At 66.1% G+C, this 20,108-nt stretch carries 23 protein-coding genes; 13 read left to right on the top strand and 10 right to left on the bottom strand.

The window, feature by feature from the left end; all coding sequences use genetic code 11:
- The first annotated feature begins 2 nt into the window (after window positions 1-2).
- Together JWN03_RS06175 and pknB are read left to right on the top strand one after the other, a co-directional pair.
- Window positions 3-1,622, top strand: coding sequence for a serine/threonine-protein kinase (locus JWN03_RS06175; RefSeq protein WP_297610967.1), 1,620 nt, complete (start codon window positions 3-5; stop codon window positions 1,620-1,622).
- Complete coding sequence (gene pknB, locus JWN03_RS06170) at window positions 1,619-3,541, top strand: Stk1 family PASTA domain-containing Ser/Thr kinase (protein WP_297610964.1); 1,923 nt, start codon at window positions 1,619-1,621, stop codon at window positions 3,539-3,541. Before JWN03_RS06175 ends, pknB begins: the two co-directional genes overlap by 4 nt.
- Window positions 3,542-3,586: 45 nt before the next feature.
- On the opposite strand, the gene JWN03_RS06165 is transcribed toward pknB, so the two are convergent.
- Genes JWN03_RS06165 through JWN03_RS06155 form a run of 3 tightly spaced genes read right to left on the bottom strand, consistent with a single transcriptional unit; the run spans window position 3,587 to window position 5,391 of the window.
- Window positions 3,587-4,048, bottom strand: a complete 462-nt coding sequence (locus JWN03_RS06165; RefSeq protein ID WP_297610962.1) for a dCMP deaminase — start codon at window positions 4,046-4,048, stop codon at window positions 3,587-3,589.
- Window positions 4,038-4,730 carry a RibD family protein gene (locus JWN03_RS06160; RefSeq protein ID WP_297610959.1) on the bottom strand — a complete coding sequence of 231 codons (693 nt, stop codon included), beginning with the start codon at window positions 4,728-4,730 and terminating at the stop codon, window positions 4,038-4,040. The genes JWN03_RS06165 and JWN03_RS06160 overlap by 11 nt, the downstream gene beginning before the upstream one ends.
- A 22-nt stretch (window positions 4,731-4,752) precedes the next feature.
- Window positions 4,753-5,391: an aminodeoxychorismate/anthranilate synthase component II gene (locus JWN03_RS06155; RefSeq protein WP_297610955.1), complete on the bottom strand. Its 639-nt coding sequence runs from the start codon at window positions 5,389-5,391 to the stop codon at window positions 4,753-4,755.
- Between the two features lie 216 nt (window positions 5,392-5,607).
- Here JWN03_RS06155 and crgA point away from each other — a divergent pair, with 216 nt between their 5' ends.
- Entirely contained in the window at window positions 5,608-5,874 is a 267-nt protein-coding gene (gene crgA / locus JWN03_RS06150) for a cell division protein CrgA (RefSeq protein ID WP_297610952.1), read from the top strand.
- A 73-nt stretch (window positions 5,875-5,947) separates the two neighbouring features.
- Window positions 5,948-6,385 carry a PH domain-containing protein gene (locus JWN03_RS06145; RefSeq protein ID WP_297610950.1) on the top strand — a complete coding sequence of 146 codons (438 nt, stop codon included), beginning with the start codon at window positions 5,948-5,950 and terminating at the stop codon, window positions 6,383-6,385.
- 40 nt (window positions 6,386-6,425) lie between these two features.
- Here the strand turns inward: JWN03_RS06145 and JWN03_RS06140 are convergent, their stop codons facing one another.
- Entirely contained in the window at window positions 6,426-7,295 is an 870-nt protein-coding gene (locus JWN03_RS06140) for a rhomboid family intramembrane serine protease (protein WP_297610947.1), read from the bottom strand.
- Window positions 7,296-7,323: 28 nt separating this feature from the next.
- Complete coding sequence (locus JWN03_RS06135) at window positions 7,324-7,851, bottom strand: peptidylprolyl isomerase (protein WP_297610944.1); 528 nt, start codon at window positions 7,849-7,851, stop codon at window positions 7,324-7,326.
- 252 nt (window positions 7,852-8,103) lie between these two features.
- Here JWN03_RS06135 and JWN03_RS06130 point away from each other — a divergent pair, with 252 nt between their 5' ends.
- Complete coding sequence (locus tag JWN03_RS06130; RefSeq protein WP_297610942.1) at window positions 8,104-8,373, top strand: hypothetical protein; 270 nt, start codon at window positions 8,104-8,106, stop codon at window positions 8,371-8,373.
- A gap of 16 nt (window positions 8,374-8,389) precedes the next feature.
- Entirely contained in the window at window positions 8,390-10,228 is a 1,839-nt protein-coding gene (gene glmS / locus JWN03_RS06125; RefSeq protein WP_297610939.1) for a glutamine--fructose-6-phosphate transaminase (isomerizing), read from the top strand.
- A gap of 277 nt (window positions 10,229-10,505) precedes the next feature.
- Here the strand turns inward: glmS and JWN03_RS06120 are convergent, their stop codons facing one another.
- The 3 genes from JWN03_RS06120 to JWN03_RS06110 all read right to left on the bottom strand — a co-directional run bounded on the left by JWN03_RS06120 (window position 10,506) and on the right by JWN03_RS06110 (window position 13,864).
- A complete protein-coding gene (locus tag JWN03_RS06120; protein WP_441342939.1) occupies window positions 10,506-11,351 on the bottom strand; it encodes an ABC transporter permease in 846 nt (281 codons plus the stop codon).
- Window positions 11,348-12,340 carry an ATP-binding cassette domain-containing protein gene (locus JWN03_RS06115; protein WP_297610936.1) on the bottom strand — a complete coding sequence of 331 codons (993 nt, stop codon included), beginning with the start codon at window positions 12,338-12,340 and terminating at the stop codon, window positions 11,348-11,350. The genes JWN03_RS06120 and JWN03_RS06115 overlap by 4 nt, the downstream gene beginning before the upstream one ends.
- A gap of 474 nt (window positions 12,341-12,814) precedes the next feature.
- Window positions 12,815-13,864: an adenylate/guanylate cyclase domain-containing protein gene (locus JWN03_RS06110; RefSeq protein WP_297610933.1), complete on the bottom strand. Its 1,050-nt coding sequence runs from the start codon at window positions 13,862-13,864 to the stop codon at window positions 12,815-12,817.
- A gap of 285 nt (window positions 13,865-14,149) precedes the next feature.
- On the opposite strand from JWN03_RS06110, the gene JWN03_RS06105 reads away from it, so the two are divergent.
- The 3 genes from JWN03_RS06105 (at window position 14,150) to JWN03_RS06095 (ending at window position 15,094) form a co-directional block, all read left to right on the top strand.
- Window positions 14,150-14,308, top strand: coding sequence for a hypothetical protein (locus JWN03_RS06105; RefSeq protein WP_297610930.1), 159 nt, complete (start codon window positions 14,150-14,152; stop codon window positions 14,306-14,308).
- Between the two features lie 188 nt (window positions 14,309-14,496).
- On the top strand, window positions 14,497-14,814 hold the full coding sequence (locus JWN03_RS06100) for a hypothetical protein (protein WP_297610927.1): 318 nt from the start codon (window positions 14,497-14,499) through the stop codon (window positions 14,812-14,814).
- Window positions 14,807-15,094 (top strand): hypothetical protein, encoded by a 288-nt coding sequence (locus tag JWN03_RS06095; protein ID WP_297610924.1) that lies wholly within the window; start codon window positions 14,807-14,809, stop codon window positions 15,092-15,094. Before JWN03_RS06100 ends, JWN03_RS06095 begins: the two co-directional genes overlap by 8 nt.
- A 1-nt stretch (window position 15,095) precedes the next feature.
- On the opposite strand, the gene JWN03_RS06090 is transcribed toward JWN03_RS06095, so the two are convergent.
- Both JWN03_RS06090 and JWN03_RS06085 read right to left on the bottom strand, forming a co-directional pair.
- Window positions 15,096-15,692, bottom strand: coding sequence for a GNAT family N-acetyltransferase (locus JWN03_RS06090; protein ID WP_297610921.1), 597 nt, complete (start codon window positions 15,690-15,692; stop codon window positions 15,096-15,098).
- Window positions 15,689-17,002: a helix-turn-helix domain-containing protein gene (locus JWN03_RS06085; RefSeq protein ID WP_297610918.1), complete on the bottom strand. Its 1,314-nt coding sequence runs from the start codon at window positions 17,000-17,002 to the stop codon at window positions 15,689-15,691. Before JWN03_RS06085 ends, JWN03_RS06090 begins: the two co-directional genes overlap by 4 nt.
- 187 nt (window positions 17,003-17,189) lie before the next feature.
- On the opposite strand from JWN03_RS06085, the gene JWN03_RS06080 reads away from it, so the two are divergent.
- The 4 genes from JWN03_RS06080 (at window position 17,190) to JWN03_RS06065 (ending at window position 20,051) form a co-directional block, all read left to right on the top strand.
- Window positions 17,190-17,366: a hypothetical protein gene (locus tag JWN03_RS06080; protein WP_297610915.1), complete on the top strand. Its 177-nt coding sequence runs from the start codon at window positions 17,190-17,192 to the stop codon at window positions 17,364-17,366.
- A 1-nt stretch (window position 17,367) separates the two neighbouring features.
- Window positions 17,368-17,718, top strand: coding sequence for a recombinase family protein (locus tag JWN03_RS06075; RefSeq protein WP_297610912.1), 351 nt, complete (start codon window positions 17,368-17,370; stop codon window positions 17,716-17,718).
- 67 nt (window positions 17,719-17,785) lie between these two features.
- Window positions 17,786-19,162, top strand: a complete 1,377-nt coding sequence (locus JWN03_RS06070) for a UDP-N-acetylmuramoyl-tripeptide--D-alanyl-D-alanine ligase (protein WP_297610909.1) — start codon at window positions 17,786-17,788, stop codon at window positions 19,160-19,162.
- A gap of 16 nt (window positions 19,163-19,178) precedes the next feature.
- The gene (locus JWN03_RS06065; RefSeq protein WP_297610906.1) at window positions 19,179-20,051 is read left to right on the top strand and encodes a phosphotransferase; all 873 of its coding nucleotides are present in this window, start codon (window positions 19,179-19,181) and stop codon (window positions 20,049-20,051) included.
- Window positions 20,052-20,108: the final 57 nt, after the last annotated feature.

The raw sequence follows: 20,108 nt of genomic DNA, 5'->3' as shown, positions 1-20,108 counted from the left end.
AAATGCTGAACAACGGTGCATTGATCGCGGACCGCTACCGGCTGCATCGGCTGATCGCCACCGGTGGAATGGGCCAGGTCTGGGAAGCTCTCGACACGCGACTGGATCGCCGGGTCGCGGTGAAGGTACTCAAGGCGGAGTTCTCCGCCGACCCCACCTTCCGGCATCGCTTCCGCACCGAGGCCCGGACGACCGCGCAGCTCAATCACCCCGGCATCGCCGGAATCTACGACTACGGCGAGACCCTGGATCCCTCGGGCGGTGAAACTGCCTATCTGGTCATGGAACTCGTCCAGGGCGAACCGCTCAATGCGGTGCTCAGCCGGCTCGGCCGGCTGTCGGTCCAGCAGGGTCTGGACATGCTCGAGCAGACCGGGCGCGCACTGCAGGTCGCACACGCCGCGGGCGTGGTGCACCGAGATGTGAAGCCCGGCAACATTCTTGTGACGCCGACCGGTCAGGTGAAGATCACCGACTTCGGCATCGCCAAGGTCGTGGATGCCTCGCCGGTCACCAAGACCGGCATGGTCATGGGCACCGCCCAGTACATCGCGCCGGAACAGGCCACCGGCGAAGACGCCACCTCCGCCTCCGACGTGTACGCGCTCGGCGTGGTCGGATACGAGGCGCTCGCCGGGGAGCGGCCGTTCACCGGTGACGGCGCGCTCACCGTCGCCATGAAGCACGTGCGCGAAACACCGCCGCCGCTGCCGGCGGATCTGCCGCCGAACGTGCGCGAACTCATCGAAGTCACCATGGCCAAGGACCCGCAGCAGCGGTTCGCCACCGGCGGCGAATTCGCCGACGCCGTGGCCGCCGTTCGGGCCGGTAGACGGCCCCCGCCCACCGGCGGCATGGCGACCACCGCCATGACCAGCGGGGCCGCCCGCATCATGCCCCCCGACGGACCGACCGTCATGATTCCCGGTGGCCGCGGCGACCAGGCCACCATGCGCTACTCCACACCGTCGCAGCAGATGCGGCAGCAGCATCCCGGCGACGGCGCGACCGTCATGATGTCGGGCCCGCGCCCGCCCGCCGGACCGGTCACCACCCCGCCGGCAGCGGTCGGCGGCGAGGGCGGCGGCCGGTTCACCAACAGTCAGAAGGCCATGGCCGGACTCGGCGTGGGTGCGCTGATCCTCGGCGCCGCAGCCGCTTTCGTGCTGCTCAGCGGATCGCCGCCGGAGTCGACGCCGAATACCCGCACCAGCGTGGTGGTCGCACCGCCGCCGCCCGTCATCACCACGACGACCGTGCCGCCGACCACCACCCGGGAGCGGCCGGTACCGCCGCCGGTGGTGACGACCTACGATCCGCCGACCACGACGGACGCGCCGACAACCACACCGGCGCCGACGACGACACCGCAAACCACGACCACACCGCAGACGACGACACCGCAGAACACGACCACGCGTCCACCATGGGCTACCACCACCCGGTCCGCACGCCCCACCTGGGACATACCATCATGGCCAGCGGTTCCCGGCGCCCGTGGATATGGTGACGGATACGATCAGGGATACGGTGACGGCCACGATCAGTACGGGCAGTCGGTTCCCGGTGGATATGCAGGAACCTCGGACAGTGCTCCAGTCATCCCTCAAGGACAGTCATGACGACCCCGAAGAATCTCTCGTCCCGCTACGAGCTGGGCGAGATCATCGGCTTCGGTGGCATGTCCGAGGTGCACAAGGCCCGCGATCTGCGCCTCGGCCGTGATGTGGCGATCAAGGTGTTGCGCGCCGATCTGGCCCGCGACCCCACCTTCTATCTGCGTTTCAAGCGTGAGGCGCAGAATGCGGCGGCCCTGAACCATCCCGCCATCGTCGCCGTCTACGACACCGGTGAGGCCGAGATCGACGGCGGCCCACTGCCGTACATCGTGATGGAGTACGTCGACGGCGATACGCTGCGCGACATCGTGCGCGGCAAGGGCCCGATGGCACCGCGCCGTGCCATGGAAGTCATCGCGGATGTGTGTGCGGCGCTGGACTTCTCGCACCGCAACGGCATCGTGCACCGGGATATGAAGCCCGCCAACATCATGATCAACCGCGCGGGCGCGGTGAAGGTGATGGACTTCGGCATCGCACGCGCGCTGGCCGACAGCTCCAACCCCATGACGCAGACCGCCGCCGTCATCGGCACCGCCCAGTACCTCTCCCCCGAGCAGGCCCGCGGCGAACAGGTCGACGCGCGCTCGGACGTGTACTCCGTCGGCTGTGTGCTCTTCGAAATCCTCACCGGCGAACCGCCTTTCACCGGGGATTCGCCCGTCGCCGTCGCCTACCAGCACGTGCGCGAGGACCCCCGGCTGCCCTCGCACGTGCACCCCGGAGTGCCGCGCGAACTCGACTCCGTCGTGCTCAAGGCAATGAGCAAGAACCCGGCCAACCGGTACCAGACCGCCGCCGAAATGCGCGCCGACCTGATCCGGGTGCTGGGCGGGCAGAAGCCCACCGCGCCCATGGTCATGAACGACGAGGATCGCAACAACTTCCTCGACGACGATCTGCCGCCGCCGCGCAGCTACCGGACGGTGGAGCGCCGCGACGACACCACCGAACAGGAACTCGTCGAGGCCGGACGCGGCGGGAATGGCGGTGGCGGACGCCGGAACTGGCTCGTCGCGGGCGTGGTCATCGCCGTGCTCGCCGTCGGCGCCGCACTGTTCTGGGCGTTCCTCGGACCCGGCAGCCATGCCGACCAGGTGGCGGTGCCCGAGCTCTCGAACCAGAATTACCAACTCGCACAGCGGGATCTGGAGAAGCTCGGCTTCAGCGTCGCCATCCAGAACAAACCGGACGCGAAGGTCGCGCAGGACAATGTGATCGCCACCCAGCCCCTGGGCGGCTCCCGCATCGACAAGGGCAGCACCATCACCCTGCAGGTCTCCAGCGGACCGTCGCAGGTGGCGGTGCCGCGCCTGGCCGGATTGACCCAGCAGCAGGCCGAACAGCAGCTCAATTCCGTAGGGCTGCGGCTCAATCCGGATGTGCGCCGGGAAGCGTCCAGCGTCGACGAGAAGGACAAGGTCACCAGCCAGAATCCGGTCGAGGCGCAGAAGATCGACACCGGCGGGCAGGTCACCATCAGCCTCGGCTCCGGCCCGGACAAGGTCCGCGTCCCGGACGTGGTCGGCCAGTCCATCGATGTGGCGCAACCCAATCTGACCGACAGTTCGGGCTTCAAGGTCACCATTCAGGAAGTGCCGAGCAACCAGGCCAAGGGCACCGTGATCAGCACCGACCCGGCCGCCGGCACCCAGGCCGACAAGGGTTCGACGGTGATCGTGCAGGTCGCCTCAGGTGATCAGATCCCCATGCCCAGCCTCATCGGCCTCTCCCCCGGGCAGGCGGCCGACGCATTGCGGCAGCGCGGCTGGAACGGGCAGATCAGCCAGAACACACAGAGCACCCTGGATCCCAGCGGGGTCGGCCGCATCATCGCCCAGCAACCGTCCGCCGGATCGTCCATCGCCAAGAATCAGACGGTGACCATCACGGTCGGCGCCTCACTGCTCGGCCCGCCGTGAGTTGAAAAACATTGGGGGTGTGCGGCTCAGCCGCACACCCCTTTTTCATAGCTGCAGGTGCCGGTTCATGGACATGGCCTCATCGGCGAGGTCGGACAGTTCGACGACCTCGATGCCGTGTTCGCGGAGTTTCTCCACACCCTGACAGTTATCCACAAAGGTGCCGGGCTCACGCCAGGCGATGACCACGCGCCGAACGCCCGCCGCCAGAATGCGATCCGTGCACGGTGCGCGATCCTTGCTGCCACGCTGGGAACAGGGCTCCAGGGTGCTGTAGAGGGTGGCGGACCGCAGGCGGGTGTCCTCGGGGCCCAGTTTGTCCAGCGCGGACTCCTCGGCGTGCACCTTCTCGTCGGTCTCCCGGGACCAGCCGTGCATGATCTCGACACCGTCCGGGCCGACGATCACCGCGCCGACGGAGAAGGCGGTATCGCTGGGCGGGCACAGGCGCGCCAATCCGATGGCATGCCGCATCCAGCCCCGATCCGACCGTGTTTCATCCGGCACTCGAATCCTCCTTGGGCAGATAACGCAGCAGGGCGATATCACCGATCCGGCCGACCTCGGCCAGCCGCATACGGTGTTGCGAACTATCCACAATTGTCCCCAGGAAGCGCGGGGCGGCCGGATCGCCGATCACGAGCGGCGCGATCGCCATGCGGATCTCGTCGACCAGCCCGGCCGCCAGGAACGCGGTGTGGATCGCGCCGCCGCCCTCCACCATCAGACGCGCGATGTCCCGGGTGCCGAGATCGTCCAGCAGTGCCGCGAAATCGACTGCCGCACCCAGGGATACGACCTCTGCGAGACCGTCCAGGCGGTCACCGATCCGCGCCGCACCGGAATCGGTGGTGTAGACGACCCGGTCGCCGCCGTGGTGCCAGAACCGCAGCGCCGGATCGAGATCCCCGGCCGCGGTGACGATCACCCGCAGCGGATATTCGGGCTGCCCGGCCGCGAGCCGCTGCAAACGCCGGTCCGGATCGTTGACCAGCAGCCGCGGATTGTCGCTGCGCAGCGTCTGCGCGCCGATCAGAATCGCGTCGGAGGCGGCCCGCAGCGCATCCACCCGGTCGAAATCGGCCGCATTGGACAGCAGCAGCCGATCCGGTCCCGCATCATCGATATATCCGTCGATGCTGACCGCCACCGACAGCAGCACGTGCGGTCGCCCTCGACCGGTCGTCATGCCGCGCCCCTTCGGTATGCGGTCATACCAGGGCCGCGACCTCCGCCTCGAGGGTCTCCACGAGCCCCTCGGCGGGACGTTCGCCACATACGCCCAGCCAGTTCGCCAGCATGCGATGGCCGCCCTGGGTGAGCACCGATTCGGGATGGAACTGCACCCCCTGGATCGGCAGGGTGCGATGCCGCATGGCCATGACGATGCCGGAATCGGTACGGCCCAGCACCTCCAGCTCCGGCGGCATGGTCTCCTCGAGCACGGTCAGCGAGTGATAGCGGGTGGCCGTGAACGGATCCGGCAGGCCGGCCAGCACACCCGCACCGATGTGGAAGACCTCACTGGTCTTGCCGTGCAGCAGCTCCGGGGCGCGGGTCACGGTGGCGCCGAACGCCACGCCGATCGCCTGATGACCCAGGCAGACGCCGAGCAACGGCTTCTCGTGCCGGGCGCACGCCTTGACGAGTTCGATGCTGACACCCGCACGCTCCGGCGTGCCCGGGCCGGGGCTGATCAGAATCCCGTCGAACTCCTGCACAACCGCATCCAGATCGGCCAGCTGCGGGTCGTCATTGCGCCAGACCACGGCCTCGGCGCCCAGCTGTCCTAGATACTGGACCAGGTTGAACACGAAGCTGTCGTAGTTGTCGACGACCAATACACGCATGATTCGAGACTAGTGGCAATGTCGCCTCCCCGGAACTTCAGCGCACGGCTATAGTGCCGTCGACTGTCGGGGACGCGTGCAGCGGTTGGGTGCCGAGACTATTTTGGGGGTACCCGGGGAGTTACCCCGACCGTGCGAAATCAGTCGTCGCGTTCCCGAGCCACAAATGACCTGGGATAACCTAACCCCGACTCGCACGCCGAAACTGAGGACGTCATGCCCAAGTCGAAGGTCCGGAAAAAGACCGACTACACGATCAACCCGGCCAGCCGCACGCCTGTGCGGGTGAAGTCGACCGGCCCGTCGCCGGTCTGGTACGTCGCCATCATGCTGGGCTTCATGCTCGCGGGTCTGGTGTGGTTGCTGGTCTATTACCTGGCAGCCGAGCACATCGCCTGGATGAGCGATCTGGGTGCGTGGAACTTCCTGATCGGGTTCGGCCTCATGGTCGTCGGCCTGATCATGACCATGCGCTGGCGATGAGTTCCTTACACCGCTGTTATTCATGCACACCTGTGGATGACCTTGTGGACAACTCGAGGAGAAAGTGGGGAAAGTGACTGCTGAGCCCCAGCTCTCCTGGTCCACACCCCCCGCTGCGCTGGCCGTTTGCGGCATCGGCGGCATTGTGCTCGCCGTGGCCGTCGTCGTCTCGAACGACGGTCCGGGCCGGCTGCTCATCGGCTTGGCCGCGCTCGGTCTGCTCTTCCTGGCCGGGATGGGATTCCGGCAGCGCCCACGCCTGTCCGTGGAGCCCGGCCCGGTGCCGCACATCGTGGTACGCGGCCTCACCGGGCCGCAGTACTACACACCCGAGCAGGTGCTGCGCGCCCGCGTGGTGAGCTATCGCCGCCTCGGCCGCCGCATGCCCATGCTGGAAATGGATGTGGATCACCAGGGCGAGGAGAAGCTGCTCATCTTCGGGCGCTGGGACCTCGGCACCCGGCCCGAGAACGTGCTCGACACGCTGCGCGGCTACCTCGTGAACCCGTAGCGGATCACCGCACGCCGGTCACCCCGCGCGCCGCACGTCATCAGTACAGCGTCGGCGCGCCCAGCACGGTGACAGCCACCGCGATCACACCCACCACCGCCACCGCGATCCAGCCGATCCGCATGGCCAGGGCGGGTGTACTCGCGCGCAACCAGCGCGGCAGATACAGGATTCCGCCGGCCGCGACGGTACCGGCCAGCAGACCGCCCAAATGCGCCCAGATCGAGATGCCGGGCACCGAGAAGGTGATGATCAGGTTGATCACCAGCAGCACCAGGATCTGGGTGAGGTTCTGCCGCGTCCGCAGCATCACCACGGCCACCGCGCCGAAGATCCCGAAGATCGCGCCCGAGGCGCCCGCCGAGGCGGTCAGCGGGTCCGACAGCACGGTCACCGCTGCCGAACCGCCCAGCAGCGATACCGCGTACACCGACAGATACCGGGCCCGGCCCAGCGCGATTTCGCAGTAGGGGCCGAGCACGTACAGCGCGAACATATTCGCCAGCAGGTGGATCGGGCCGTAGTGCAGGAAGGCGGAGCCGATCACCCGCACCCATTGACCGTGCCCGACCAGCGCCGGCACCAGCGTCCAGTCCAGGAACAGATCGGAGCGCCGGTTGTCCATCACGCTGTGCGCCTGGAACGCGGTGATCGCGAAGACCAGCACATTCACCGCGATGAGCGACCAGGTGACATACGGTTCCGGGCGCTTGGACTGCACCGATCCGGCCTGATTGCGGACCGGCCGCACATCCTGGCGGCCCTGCCGCACACATTCCACGCAGTGCTGCCCGACCGCGGCGGGGGTCAGGCACTCCGCGCAGGACGGGCGCCCGCACCTGGTGCAGGCCAGACCGGTGGGGCGGTCGGGATGGCGGTAGCAGGTCGGTGCGGGCTGCTGCGGATTCATGGCGAATTCTCTTCGGGGTAGGCCGGATTCAGGAGAGGGTGATCCCGGAGATCGTGATCTCGTCCTTGGGCCGATCATTGCGGTCGGTGGCGGCATTCGCGATCGCATCGACGATCTTGCGCGAATCCGGGTCCACCACCTCGCCGAAAATCGTGTGCTTGCGGTTCAGGTGCGGCTGCGGGCCGACCGTGATGAAGAACTGCGAGCCGTTGGTCGCCGGTCCGGCATTGGCCATGGCCAGCAGGTAGCCGCGATCGAAACGCAGGTCCGGGTGGAACTCGTCCTTGAATTCGTAGCCCGGACCGCCGCGGCCGGTGCCGGTCGGGTCGCCGCCCTGGATCATGAAACCGTCGATGATGCGGTGGAAGACCGAGCCGTCGTAGAACGGGCCCTCGGTGGTGCCGGAGGAATTCTTGGTCTTGTAGGGCGCGGTGCCATCGGCCAGGCCGGTGAAATTGCGGACCGTCGCGGGGGCGTGGTTACCGAAGAGCGCGATCTTGATGTCGCCCTGATTGGTGTGCAGCGTCGCAACAGCAGTCTGATTCGGTGAGGTCACCCGGCCAGCCTAGGGGTGCCCCCGCCTCCGGAGCCCAGCGGCAGGCTGTTCCGCCACTCCGAAATTTCCAGCCAGACTCGAGTGCCCCGAAGGTTACGTAGGCGGCAGGCGGCAATGTGGTGAGTGAGTTTGCCCGTGCCCGGCGAGTTACCCCTACCGGCACTAGATCACTTGTCGCGAATGCCACGCTTCTATGCCCGAATTCGGGCACAAATGTTGGCAAAACAACAATGTATGGGGCAGGCTCAGGGCGTGACTGACGGGGTTCCGGTCGACCTGGTGCGCTATGTGGCGGCCTCCACGGGGCTGCCCGAAACCATCGCGGCCCGGGTGGTCGCCGATGTCGTCGGTTATTTCGATGAGACGGCCGAGCAGTTCGTGCGCCGCAGACACGCCGAACTGCAACGCCGCCAGGTGCGCAATGCCGAAATCTGGCAGCGCATCGCGAGCGAACTGGCGCAGCACCGGGTGGCCGCTCCCGAATTCAGCGAACGGCAGCTGCGCCGCATCGTCTACGGATAGAGGAGAGCTTCGCGCAATGTGTGGAATCGTCGGATACATCGGGCACCGTGAGTCCGTGCCGGTCCTGCTGGAGGGCCTGCACCGCCTCGAATACCGGGGCTACGACTCCGCCGGATTGGCTGTGCCGCACCGCGGCCGGCTGCGAATCACCAAAACCCAGGGCCGCGTACAGGATCTGCGCAATCGGGTGGATGCGGAAGGCGCGCGCTTGCGCGGCACCGTCGGCATCGCGCACACCCGCTGGGCCACCCACGGCGAGCCCAGTGACGCCAATGCGCACCCGCACACCGACGGCAGTGGGCGGATCGCCGTGGTGCACAACGGCATCGTGGAGAACGCCGAACAACTGCGCGCCGCGCTGACCGCCGACGGCGTCGAATTCCTCTCCGACACCGATACCGAGGCCATCGCACACCTCATTGCCGCCTGCCTCGACGACGCGGAGTCGCTCGAGGACGCCGTGCGCACCGCACTGCACAGTGTCGAAGGCACTTTCGGTCTGCTGGTGCTGGATTCGCGCCGCCCCGACGAACTGGTGGTCGCCCGCAACGGCTCCCCCATCGTGCTCGGCGTCGGCGACGGTGAAATGTTCGTCGCCTCCGATGTGGCGGCGCTGGTGCACCACACCCAGCGTGTGGTCTTCCTCGACGACGGCGAACTGGCCACCGTGCGCGCGGGCGAATTCCGCACCAGCACACTCGGACTGGACGCCAGCCGCACCGACAAAACACCCACCACCATCGATATGGCGGCCGAGGACTACGCGCTCGGCGGCTACCCGGACTTCATGCGCAAGGAGATGGCCGAACAGCCCGACGCGGTCCGCCGGGCGTTGCGCGGCCGGCTCGACGAACGTTTCGCCACCGCGATTCTCGGCGGGCTGAACATGGACGCACGGGAACTGCGCAGCATTCGCAAGGTCGTATTCCTCGGGTGCGGCTCCGCCTATTACGCGGGGCAGCTCGGTGCACAGCTGATCGAGGAACTGGCGCGCATCCCCGCCACCGCCGAACCCGCCTCCGAATTCCGGTACCGCAATCCCGTGGTGGACCCGGACGCGCTGTACATCGCCATCAGCCAGTCCGGCGAGACCCTGGACACCCTCGCCGCGGTGCAGGAATTGCAGCGCAAGGGCGGCCGGGTCATCGGCGCGGTCAATGCCGTGGGCAGCGCCATTGCCCGCGAATGCGGGGCCGGTATGTTCCTGCACGCCGGGCCGGAGGTCTCGGTGGCCTCCACCAAGGCGCTCACCAATATGACCGTCTCCTTCGCCATGCTGGCACTGCTACTGGGCCGCGTACGCGACCTGTCGGCCGCCGCGGGCGAGCGCATCGTGACCGGGTTGCGCGCCCTGCCCGACGCCATCGAATCGGTGCTCGACCAGGATGCCGAGATCGCCGAGATCGCGAACCGCTACGCCAAGGCGCGCAGCATGTTCTTCGTCGGCCGGGTGCGCGGCTGGCCGGTGGCCCGCGAGGGCGCGCAGAAGCTCAAGGAGATCTCCTACATCCACGCCGAGGCGTACCAGGGCTCCGAACTCAAGCACGGCCCGCTCGCCCTCATCGACCCGGACATGCCCAGCGTGGTCCTCATCCCCGGTGACGAACTGCTCGCCAAGAACATCACCACCATCGAGCAGATCAAGGCCCGCGGCGGACCGGTGATTGCCATCACCAATACCGATCTGCCCGCCGGCCTGGCCGATGCGGTCATCCGGGTCCCCGCGGTCGCGCGGGAACTCGACCCCATCATCCTGACCATCCCGCTCCAGCTGCTGGCCTATCACATGGCCGTCGCCCTGGACCGGGATGTGGACAAGCCCCGCAACCTGGCCAAGAGCGTTACCGTCGAGTAACCCTCGAACGCACTCTTGGGTGCGCGAAATCCATTGCTGTGTCAAAGTGGTCGGATGGAGCTGGGGCGTTCTTCTCGAATTTTCCGTCGCAATCGAATCATCGTGGCGGCGGTGCTCGCTGTCGCGGGCGGTGCCATCGCGTTTTTCGTGAGCCGGCGTCCCCAGCCGCCGGCCCCCGCCCCGGAGCCGCCGCGGCTCGGATACTCCCGCAACGGCTCCACCCCCTCGGCAATCGCGGAATCCACGCGCTGAGAAGGTAATTCGACGTGCTCCCGAGTCAGCGACTCACGGAGCGCTTGTACTGCGCCAGCGCCAGCGGCACGAATACGGCGAGAATCACGACGACCCACATCAATGTCGTCGCCACCGGATGCTGCATCGGCCACACATCGGTGCTCGGCCCCATCGGGCTGGTATTGCCGAACAGATCCCGGCTCGCCTGTGTCACCGCCGATACCGGATTCCACTCCGCGATCACCTTCAGCACGGTGGGCAGCGTCGCGGTCGGTACGAAGGTATTGGCAATGAAGGTGAGCGGGAAGATCACCATGAAGCTGGCGTTGTTGTAGACCTCCGGCGCCCGCACCAGCAGGCCGACCACCGCCATGATCCACGAGACGGCGTAGGCGAACAGCAGGAGCAGCACGTAGGCGAGCACGGCGTCCAGGAACGAACCGCGAATGCGCCAGCCCACCGCGAGACCGGTCAGCGACATGACCACCAGGCTCACCAGATTGATGCACACATCGGCGATCGTGCGCCCGATGAGCACCGCCGAGGGCGCCATGGGCAGCGACCGGAAGCGGTCGATAATGCCCTTCTGCATATCCTCGGCGAGGCTCAGCCCGGTGAAGGTCGCACCGAAGACCACGGTCTGCGCGAAGATGCCGGCGATCAGGAATTCGCGATATGACGTGCCCTGCAACTGAATTGCCGAACCGAAGACGTACGCGAACAACAGCACGAACATGATCGGCGACAGCGTCGAGAAGATCAGCACATCGGGCACACGCCGAATCTTGATGACATTGCGTTTGGTGATGGTGACGCTGTCGGTGAACACCATCGCCAAACGCGCTGCGGGCGAGGGATTGTCGACGGTGGTGAGCAGTGCGGCGCTCATCGCGCACCGCCGGTGGCCGACTCGGCGGACTTGGCGCCATTGATCAGATCGTCGGCCTCGTGCCCCGTCAGCGACAGGAACACATCGTCGAGCGAGGGCCTGCGCAAACCGACATCATGAATGACCACTTCATGTTTGGCGAGTAATCCGATCGCATCCACCAGCGCCTGCGAGCCGTCGTTCACCGGCACGATGATGCGCCGCATACTGGGCTCGAGCCGAATCTCCCCCTGCGCCAAGCCTTCCAGCGCCCGCTGGGCAATGCCCAGATTGTCCGCATGGTCGACAACGAGTTCGATGCGATCGCCGCCCACGAGCGCCTTCAGCTCATCGGAGGTGCCCTCGGCGATGACCTTGCCGTGGTCGATGACCGCGATGGAATCGGCCAGCCTGTCCGCCTCCTCCATGTACTGGGTAGTGAGCAGCAGGGTGGTGCCGGCGGCGACCAATTCGTCGATGACATCCCAGAGATCCAGGCGCGCACGGGGATCCAGGCCGGTGGTCGGTTCGTCCAGGAACAGCACCGGCGGATTCGCCACCAGCGCACCCGCCAGATCGAGACGTCTGCGCATACCGCCCGAATAACCCTTCACCGGACGATCGGCGGCCTCGGTGAGCCGGAAACGATCCAGCAGCTCCCGCGCTCGCTCCTTACTGCGCTGCACGCCCATGTGATAGAGACGGCCGACCATTTCGAGATTCTCGAAGCCCGTGAGGTATTCGTCCACGGCCGCGTATTGACCGGACGCGCCGATGCGCGCTCGCAGCCGTTGCGGCTCCTGCAGCACATCCACGCCGGCGACGGTGGCCCGTCCCGCATCCGGAACCAGCAGCGTGGTGAGTACGCGCACGGTGGTGGTCTTGCCCGCGCCGTTGGGGCCGAGCAGCGCGGTGACGGTGCCTTCCGGCACAACAAGATCGAGTCCGTCAAGTGCGACCAGTTTGCCGTATTTCTTGACCAGACCCTCGGCGACTATTGCGTCGGGCATGATTCTCCTGATGTCTCGCAAGTTGGCAGCCACAGGGGCTCTGAGCTGCACGGATACTGCTGAACAAGACCGGACATTCAGGGCAAGTATGCCCCGGCGGATCGGCGGAGGCCACACATTAACGACCGCATTCCGCCGGGGGTCCGAGACCGGCAGCTCCCGTGCGAACATATGTTCGCACGCGGGTACGACACTTCTTCCCGCAAAAAATCTTCGAACGCGATGCCCCGATTTCCACGTAATCAGCCGGTGTCGCGTAGGATCGATCGCGTCGGCCCCTCCCCCCCGGGCCGACCTTACGCGGGCCTCGGCTAACTCCCCCCCTTCGCCGAGGCCCGCCCCCATGCCTGGGGTAGGTAATCGCGCCGTTCGCATGGGCGACAACTGATCTGGTTCCGGTCGGGGTAACTCATCGGGTACCGGCTGACCGAGCAACGAGCTGACCGCCGGTCGCCAACGTCACTGCTGCGGGTCCTAAGTCTGGCCAAAAGTCTCGGAGGGGCGGGATTGACGAATTTCGTTGCGGCGCAAGACATGACCGTGCAGGCGGTTGATTCCCTTGACGCGGACCGTGCGCAGGTGGCGGAGATCGAATTGCGGGTCGCCGACAATCGCCTGTGCCGCACTGTCATCGATGAGCACTGTGCCCGGGCGGGCCACGCCGGTGAGGCGGGCGGCCACATTCACGACCGAGCCGTAGAGGTCGCCGAAGCGCTGCAGCACTTCGCCGTAGGCCAGACCGACCCGCAACTCCTGGGTGACGCCGTGCGAGGCTGTGGCGGCCTCCTGGATGGCCAGGGCGATGCGGGCGCCGTCCTTCGCGGTATTGGTCGCGAACATGACTTCGTCGCCGACGTTCTTGATGACCCAACCACCATGCGCCGTAATGGCATTGCTGGTGGCCGTCTCGAACGCCTCCAGCAGGGACGAGAGCTCCTCGGGATCCAGGTGCCGGGTCAGGCGGGTGTAGCCGACCATATCGGCGAAGCCGACCGCCAGCACCCGCATGGTGTCCCCCGCGACCGCGCCCTCCTCCAGCGACCGCGACAGCGCCGCATCCAGATGCCGCCGCCAGGCGTAGGACATGAGCGCCTCGAGCTCGGCCACCACCTCTTCGGTCGCGGCGCGCGCCACCTGCTCGTGATCGGCCGCCGGATCCTCGGCGGTGTTCTTCGCGATGCGATCCAGGATCTCCTCGGTCACCAGATCGACCTGCCATTCGGCCAGCCGGGCCATGGAGCGGCCCAGGGTGCGCGCGGCGGTCGTCTGCCGGTGAATGTCCGCGGAGGCAAGCACATTCAGCTTGCTGAAGGTCTTGGCCGCATCGATATCGGCATCGGTGTACTCGACGGCCGAATCATCCGGATCGGCCGGAAAACCGAGGGAAACCCATAGGCGCCGCGTCAGCGAGGAGGGCACCTTGGTGAGCGCGGTGACCTCGCGCCGATTGTATTTGCGCTGCCCGTTCAGCAGAAACGGCTCCACCACCGATTGGACCAGCTTGGAGATCTCCGGGGAAGCCATGCCGCCACCTTACGGGGCGCATGTGCTCGGAAATAAGACAGCCACGAAGGGCTGTGATAATTAATGAGTGGAGCCTAGGGGAATCGAACCCCAAGGCTATCCACCTGCGACCTGCGCTGATCTACCCGGCTGCGTTGTTATCCAGGGACAACAGTGAAGCATTCGGAATTACGACTGGAATGATCCGGGACAGCATAGCGCGCTTATGTGGATGGCATCCACACAACGGGGAGCCAATCCCGCGGCGCCCGGAACCGGTCGCCGGAGCGGCGCGTCAATGAGGATATGAGACCCGACCCGGACCTTGAGCAGCTCGGCGTGAATCTCCGCGTCTTTGTCGAGGACGACGACGTCGCCGACTATACGGCGGTGCAGTGGGATTGGGATTCGCGACGACCAGCGCGGCTACAGCACGCATGGGAGCTCGGGCGGTGGCGCGGCTAGCCCTCGCCGGGCGGTGGCAGCAGCGGGTACGGCCGAGTCCGGTTCTGGTGCTCGATTCTCTCGCGGCACTGCGGGCACATCATGGACATGTAGCCGTCGCCAACCGGTCGTTCATCGCAGATCCGACACATCTTCTCTTCGTCCGCCACGCGCCGATAGTAAGCGACCGCTCGGACTATTCTTCGCACATGGGTTCGAACCGTCAGCGGCGTGTCTGGTACTGGCATCCGGACGGCCACGCGATCGCCAGCGACGAGCTGATCGAGACCGAGAACGGTGTCGTGTTGCCGCCGCCGGTCTTCTGCTCAGGTCAGCCGCGCCACGTACTCAAGAACGCGAACGGCTCGGTCGTCGGCTGGACGGCGTGCCATGTCTCGGAGTGTCACGGCCACCTCGTACACACCTGCGGCGCGTGCGGTAGCGAGGTTTTCCAACCTGAGCCCAGTCCGCATTGCCGACCGTTCGTGTTCGACGGTCGCGCCGCCGAAGGTGATTTGGATGGATGACGACAAACTGATGACGCCGAGACAGCGCGATGTCCTTCGGGCCGTGATCGGTGCAATAGAGCGGGACGCAACGGATATCTACGATGCTGTGTGCGCCACGCTCGACCCGCCGCCAGCGCGTGAGGATGTCGCCGCGGCGCGGCGGATCCTCGATCTGGAAGTGGTGCGGTACCAGCCCGGTGACCGAGTCGAGGCGGTGATAGGCCGGATTCTCGATCTCCTTGAGGCGGCAGCCGAGGGCGAGGATCTTGAGCCGTACCCGACCGATGACCGATATTGAGTCAGCGCCTGTGCAGATCGTGAATCAACACATCGAACTGCGGTGCGTCCGGCCAACTCGGGCGAAGCGTGCCAACGCGGTACCAGCCCCAACGCAGATAGGTCTGATAAGCGCGCGCGTTGGCCGGCCGGACCAACAGCGTCGCGCGCTGCTCCGTCCGAGAGCTGAGTAGTTCGTCGTGTAGCGCCCGAGCAACTCCGCGACTGGTCAACTCGGACCGAACCATGATCTCGCTCAAAGCGAAGGTTCGGGTTCCGTCCTCGGTAATGAACTCGTCGATATCGCCCGACCCGTCGAGCTGAAGGCCGCCCCACCATGCGGTATCCGCGTGCAGCGGCCATCCCCACGCTTGGCCGATCGGCTGGTCGTCGACGACGGCCAGGGTCAGCGTGAAGCCGCTCGGTCGGCCTGGTTCTGTGTAGGCGTCGAAACGGGTCATGAACGCTGCCGGGTCAGCGAACGGTGCGGCGGATTGGATCGCCTCGACGTATGCCCCTCGGTAGATGTCCTCGACGGTGTCGCGGCGCGCTCGCGCGGCCGCTGCGCTCAGGTGCTCGAATTGCAGACCGGGGATTGCTGCCCGTTGCTGGCTGGTCATGATCTCGCCGCCTTACTCACCAAATCGTCGAAGTGTCTTGCGAATTCGCTGTCGGTTTGAACTGTCGATCGGACAGGCTCGAGCACGCGCAGCGTGCGTGTGGAGGAAACCGCCTGCAGTTGGTTCAGTGCGGGGAGGCCGACCGATACCGCGCCCTGAATATCGCCTACGTCTGCCAACGCCGCTGCCCATCCGGCGCGGTAGTTGGCGGCATTTCGTGCGCCGGCCTGCCCGAGTGCGAGCTCACCGTATAGTTCGGCCGCCTTGGCTCCGTTCCCCATATCGCGGTGGGCGCGTGCCTCGTGGCAGCGGACCTCGGTGGAAGTGACGAAATGCAGCCATGTGGCGCACTCGGCGAGCGGCTCGTGTTCGAGTGCGAAATCGAGTTCTCGCCAGGCCGTAGAGATCGCACGGCCGAAATTGATCCGGTCGCCGAGGACGCCGTAAGCCTGCGCGGCCCGCGTGGCGATCAGTGCATGGATCCGGCCGGGTGGAAGCCCGTGGGTCAGCTCACGTGCGCGGCTGATCAGGGTCAGTCCACGGTGCGGATTGCCGAGGCCTTGGCGCGCCAATGTGATTGCCTGGTGCGCCGCGCCGAGGCAGACATGGGCGGTGAGTTCATCGTCGCCTGCCTGGTTGGCCAGAGAGAAGGCGTCGGTGTAGCAGCGGCGCGCGAGCTGGTGTTGATCGGCGTCGTAGGCGAGCCATGCCGCGATGGTGGCCAGATTGCCCGCGGCGCTGGCGAATGCCTTGCCCGCGGAGTCACTGAACGAACAGGTTTCGTTGAGTTCCTTGGCGATCTCGAGCTCGCGGACCGCGGTGTCGACCAGAGCCGCGCCGCCGACCCGCTGATCCTGCGCGGCGAACTCAGCGACGGCGCGCGAAACCCGCTGTGCGTCGGCGACGCCCATGGATTGGCTGCCGGTCGCCAGCAACGTTGCACCCAGCAGTATTCCGAACTCGCGCCGCTTCACTTCGTCGTCGACCTCGCTCCCATCCGGGCCCTTGATTGCCAGGCTATCTCGCTCCTCGGAAGCAAAACCGGCTGAGGTTGTTGGGGTCGACGCAATCGGCGCAGTGGCCAGCGCTTCGCGGAAACGGGCGCGCTGATCGTCGTCGAGCCGCGCGAGCACGGTATCGAGAGCTGCAGCAGAGTCGCCGCGGACCGGTCTTTCCGCAGTGGCCCTCTCCCACTTCCGTACGGTCGAGGGCTTGAATCCGGTTGCGCCGGCGAGTTCTTCCTGTGACATGCGCAGTGCGAATTTACGTAGCGCGAGAACTTCTGCACGCGTCCACTTGCCGACGATCATCGCCGCCCCTTGCCGATCCACGCAATGGCCTGTGTCAGAAGCGTATTACTAGCGTGCGGTTTCGTGGCTGGGAACGGGATGCGCCTTGCGCGAGGCTCAAGTAAGCACGCGGCACCAGGCGCGGCCCATCAAACGCCCTGGTGCCGGGTGCCCTCCAGCCGTTCCAGGGACACGGAGAACACCCGACATGGAAATCATCGTTGCTATCACCATCACTGCGCTAGTACTGCTCGGCATCGCAAGAGTCGCGCTGCCGAGCTCCGGCCGCCACGACCAGCCGAAACGGTTGACCGTCACCGATATTCAGGCACGGATCGCCGCCGAGCCGCCACGCGCATATGTACCGATCCGCCGGGGGTGGTGACATGTCTCCCCCGGCAGCTATCGGCTACCTACGACGGGACGTATCCGGCGCGCGCCAGCAGTGGGAGGAGAACCAGATGCGAAGCTTGGCCAAGCGGCTCGGCTACCGTCTGCTCAAAACGATTGTGTTCAGCGAGCGAACCGACAAGCCGCTACAACGCCTGATCGACGTCGTTCAGAACACCAGCGCCGAGGCTGTGTTCGTTCCCAGCCTCGACCACCTCGGCGGCCAGGTGCCTGACGTGCTCGTTCGCGTGGCGGACGTGATCACGGTGACGCCGGAGCGCACGTATGCCCGATGGATTATCCCGCCCGACGCTCCGGCCGATATGGGCTCGAGGTGGGCGCGGTGACCGCACCAACCGACTCCAGTCACACCCCTTACCGTTCGACCGGAAGGAAACCACTCCGATGATTCCCATGACGCTCGCCGATGTCGCCCTCGCTACTGGCGGCCAACTCAGCGGCGGCGCGGATCCGGCGCAAATAGTCACGGCTCCAACAGCATTTGACTCCCGAACTGTGGAAGCTGGTGGCCTGTTCGCTTGCCTCGCGGGTGCTCGCGCCGACGGACACGACTACGCCGATCAGGCTATCGAGGCCGGTGTGGTCGCTGTACTGGCCACCCGCCCGACCGGCGTGCCTGCTGTCCTCGTGGACAACGTCATCGTTGCCCTGGGCGATCTCGCGCGGGCGGTCGCCACTCGATATACCGGTACGGTGCTCGCGATCACGGGCTCGGCCGGCAAGACAAGCACAAAGGATTTGCTGGTTCAGATTCTCGAGGAGGATCGCTCGGTGGTCGCGACCGCGCGTTCGTTCAATAATGAATTAGGTTTTCCGACAACAGTTTTGCGGGTCCGCACTGACACCGACATTCTGGTTCTTGAGATGGGCGCCCGCGGCAAAGGGCACATCAGCCATCTCGCGCAAATCGCCCGCCCCTCGGTCGGTGCCGTCCTCGGCGTAGGCACAGCACATTTGGGCGAATTCGGTACCAAGCAGGCCATCGCGGACGCGAAACGGGAACTGGTCGAGGCCCTCGATGCGTCCGGCACGGCCGTACTGAATGGCGATGATCCGTTCGTGCGGGCGATGGCCGAGTCGACTGCGGCATCAATCCTGTGGTTCGGCACGACTGAGGACGCCGACGTGCGGGCGAGCGCCGTCACCTTGGATGAGCACGCGCGCGCCCGTTTCATCCTGAGCTACGAGAACTACAGCGCGCCTGTGCATTTGCGCGTTGTGGGGGAACATCACCTCACCAATGCACTCGCCGCGGCCGCGCTGGCGCTGAGTGTGGGGGTGCCGTTCTCGGTGGTCGTCGACGGCCTCAAGGCCGCGCGGCTGCTGTCGGGCAGTCGCATGGAAGTCACCGACCGTGCCGACGGTGTCACGGTTATCAATGACGCATTCAACGCGAGCCCCGAATCGGTGTCCGCCGCATTGCGGTCGTTGGTTGTCCTCGCCGCCGCCGACCGCCCGTCGATTGCCGTGCTCGGCGAGATGCGCGAGCTCGGCGACACAGCCGCAGAGGTACACGCAGAGATCGGCCGCCAGGTCGCCACACTCGGTATCGGCCAGTTGATCACGGTGGGCGGACCAAACGCTGTGGTGATGGCCGAAGCGGCTCGCGCCAGCAACTCAGCTGCTCTTTTGCACGTCGCGCATGTCGCCAAGAAGGACCACCTTTTGCCGGTCCTGGCCCGCACCATGTGCGGCCGAGATGTCGTTCTGTTCAAGGGCGCCAACTCTGCGGCCTTGTTCGAAACCGCCGCCACGCTCGCCAGCATCTAACTGAAGAAGAACGACCATGAACAGCAACGACATCGTCACCCTTGCCCGACAGGCCTGCGCCGATGCTCACGTACCCGCAGAAGAAATCACCCCGATCCGGCTGCGGGACAACGCAATGCTCCGCACGAACGGAACGGGCGGACCCACCGTTATTCGCGTGCATCAGCGCGGACAGCTCACGACCGCAGTGCGCGAGCTCCGCGCGGCGGATTGGCTACGCTCGCACCATGTCCTAGCACCTGAGCCCCTGGTGCCCGATCCCGTCGTCGTCGGAGGCCGGCCAGTGACGTTCTGGGAAGATCTCGGATCGGGCGGTCCGGCCGACGCGCGGGAAACAGGTGTCATGTTGCGGACGCTGCACGAGCTGCGTGTGCCCTCGCACCTCGGTTTGACAGAATTCAGACTCCCCAACTTCGCCGGTCGAATCGGAGAATGCCTCACCGACGACGAAGCCAAGCTATGGCTGACTCGTCAGGCGCGCGAGCTTCAATCCCGCTGGGACTCAATCGAATGGCCTGGACTGTGGTGCGTGATCCACGGAGATCCCAGCCCGGCCAACACCATGGACTCGGCATCTGGCGGGCATGTCGTCGATCTCGAGCGGTGCTGCATCGGGCCTGCCGAGTGGGATCAAGCCACGGTGGCATTCCAGTCCGACACTCTTTCGGACCCGCCGTCGCGGTGGGAGGAGTTCAGCGAAGCCTATGGTGCTGACGTCACGGAGTGGGATGGGTACGCCGTGATCCGGGATGTCCGCTCATTCGAGCTGTGCCTATTCGCGCTGCGTCACGCTGCTGTGAGCTCCCATGCTCGTAATCAGGCAGACCATCGACTCGCTTGCCTGCGCGGACAGCGCGGTCCGCGCCCCTGGAAGTGGGTGGCGCCGTAACCCACTGGAGCCCTGTTCAAGACACGAAAAAGTGCCCCGGCAATGAAGGCCGGGGCG

The organism is Nocardia sp. (assembly GCF_025465275.1).
Lineage (GTDB): Bacteria > Actinomycetota > Actinomycetes > Mycobacteriales > Mycobacteriaceae > Nocardia.
This window is presented reverse-complemented; position numbering and strand designations above follow the sequence as displayed.

Bases quoted from the DNA above. Each gene is read 5' to 3' on its own strand.
- JWN03_RS06175 (WP_297610967.1), top strand. From the start codon at position 3: ATGCTGAACAACGGTGCATTGATCGCGGACCGCTACCGGCTGCATCGG.
- pknB (WP_297610964.1), top strand. From the start codon at position 1,619: ATGACGACCCCGAAGAATCTCTCGTCCCGCTACGAGCTGGGCGAGATC.
- JWN03_RS06160 (WP_297610959.1), bottom strand. From the start codon at position 4,730: ATGACGACCGGTCGAGGGCGACCGCACGTGCTGCTGTCGGTGGCGGTC.
- JWN03_RS06155 (WP_297610955.1), bottom strand. From the start codon at position 5,391: ATGCGTGTATTGGTCGTCGACAACTACGACAGCTTCGTGTTCAACCTG.
- crgA (WP_297610952.1), top strand. From the start codon at position 5,608: ATGCCCAAGTCGAAGGTCCGGAAAAAGACCGACTACACGATCAACCCG.
- JWN03_RS06140 (WP_297610947.1), bottom strand. From the start codon at position 7,295: ATGAATCCGCAGCAGCCCGCACCGACCTGCTACCGCCATCCCGACCGC.
- glmS (WP_297610939.1), top strand. From the start codon at position 8,390: ATGTGTGGAATCGTCGGATACATCGGGCACCGTGAGTCCGTGCCGGTC.
- JWN03_RS06120 (WP_441342939.1), bottom strand. From the start codon at position 11,351: ATGAGCGCCGCACTGCTCACCACCGTCGACAATCCCTCGCCCGCAGCG.
- JWN03_RS06115 (WP_297610936.1), bottom strand. From the start codon at position 12,340: ATGCCCGACGCAATAGTCGCCGAGGGTCTGGTCAAGAAATACGGCAAA.
- JWN03_RS06110 (WP_297610933.1), bottom strand. From the start codon at position 13,864: ATGGCTTCCCCGGAGATCTCCAAGCTGGTCCAATCGGTGGTGGAGCCG.
- JWN03_RS06105 (WP_297610930.1), top strand. From the start codon at position 14,150: ATGAGACCCGACCCGGACCTTGAGCAGCTCGGCGTGAATCTCCGCGTC.
- JWN03_RS06100 (WP_297610927.1), top strand. From the start codon at position 14,497: ATGGGTTCGAACCGTCAGCGGCGTGTCTGGTACTGGCATCCGGACGGC.
- JWN03_RS06095 (WP_297610924.1), top strand. From the start codon at position 14,807: ATGGATGACGACAAACTGATGACGCCGAGACAGCGCGATGTCCTTCGG.
- JWN03_RS06090 (WP_297610921.1), bottom strand. From the start codon at position 15,692: ATGACCAGCCAGCAACGGGCAGCAATCCCCGGTCTGCAATTCGAGCAC.
- JWN03_RS06085 (WP_297610918.1), bottom strand. From the start codon at position 17,002: ATGATCGTCGGCAAGTGGACGCGTGCAGAAGTTCTCGCGCTACGTAAA.
- JWN03_RS06080 (WP_297610915.1), top strand. From the start codon at position 17,190: ATGGAAATCATCGTTGCTATCACCATCACTGCGCTAGTACTGCTCGGC.
- JWN03_RS06075 (WP_297610912.1), top strand. From the start codon at position 17,368: ATGTCTCCCCCGGCAGCTATCGGCTACCTACGACGGGACGTATCCGGC.
- JWN03_RS06070 (WP_297610909.1), top strand. From the start codon at position 17,786: ATGACGCTCGCCGATGTCGCCCTCGCTACTGGCGGCCAACTCAGCGGC.
- JWN03_RS06065 (WP_297610906.1), top strand. From the start codon at position 19,179: ATGAACAGCAACGACATCGTCACCCTTGCCCGACAGGCCTGCGCCGAT.